Origin of the sequence: Mixta tenebrionis (assembly GCF_006517625.1) — a bacterium.
Taxonomy (GTDB): domain Bacteria; phylum Pseudomonadota; class Gammaproteobacteria; order Enterobacterales; family Enterobacteriaceae; genus Mixta; species Mixta tenebrionis.
This window is the reverse complement of record NZ_VHQI01000063.1, coordinates 1-381: the sequence shown is the minus strand read 5'-3', so window position 1 is coordinate 381 and position 381 is coordinate 1. Positions and strand designations below refer to the sequence as shown.

At 53.5% G+C, this 381-nt stretch carries 1 protein-coding gene; it reads right to left on the bottom strand.

Translation table 11 applies throughout. The features are described from left to right. Nucleotides 1–60: 60 nt before the first annotated feature. Nucleotides 61–381, bottom strand: a 321-nt coding sequence (locus tag FKM52_RS21535; protein WP_141178123.1) for a hypothetical protein, incomplete at its 5' end; no start/stop codon positions are given.

Below are 381 nucleotides of genomic sequence, written 5' to 3'. Positions count from 1 at the left end.
AAAAAAAACCTGCCCGAAAGCAGGTTTCTGTTCACCGGATGGAGGTATAACGCGTCGGGATTACTTTCCGCGCCATTCCTTTTCCACTTTATCCGCAAAGACATCGCACTGCCGGGCATATTCCGGGTTATAGAGCAGCTCCGACTGCGAAAGCTGCATGGCGGTCATGCTGCCGTTACGGGCATTTGATTCGAGCCAGGTTCTGCCATAGGTTTTGTTCATCACCTGAAGTACCCGGTTGAATACCGGTCCGTTGAAGCGGGCATTGAGATTAACGCCTTTTACCTGAAGGCCGCTGTCACTGGTCTGGGTCAGGCGGGTGGAGTACATCGCACAGAAGGTCGAGTTGGTTATCATCTGAGCGTCAGCCTGCTCGTCGGC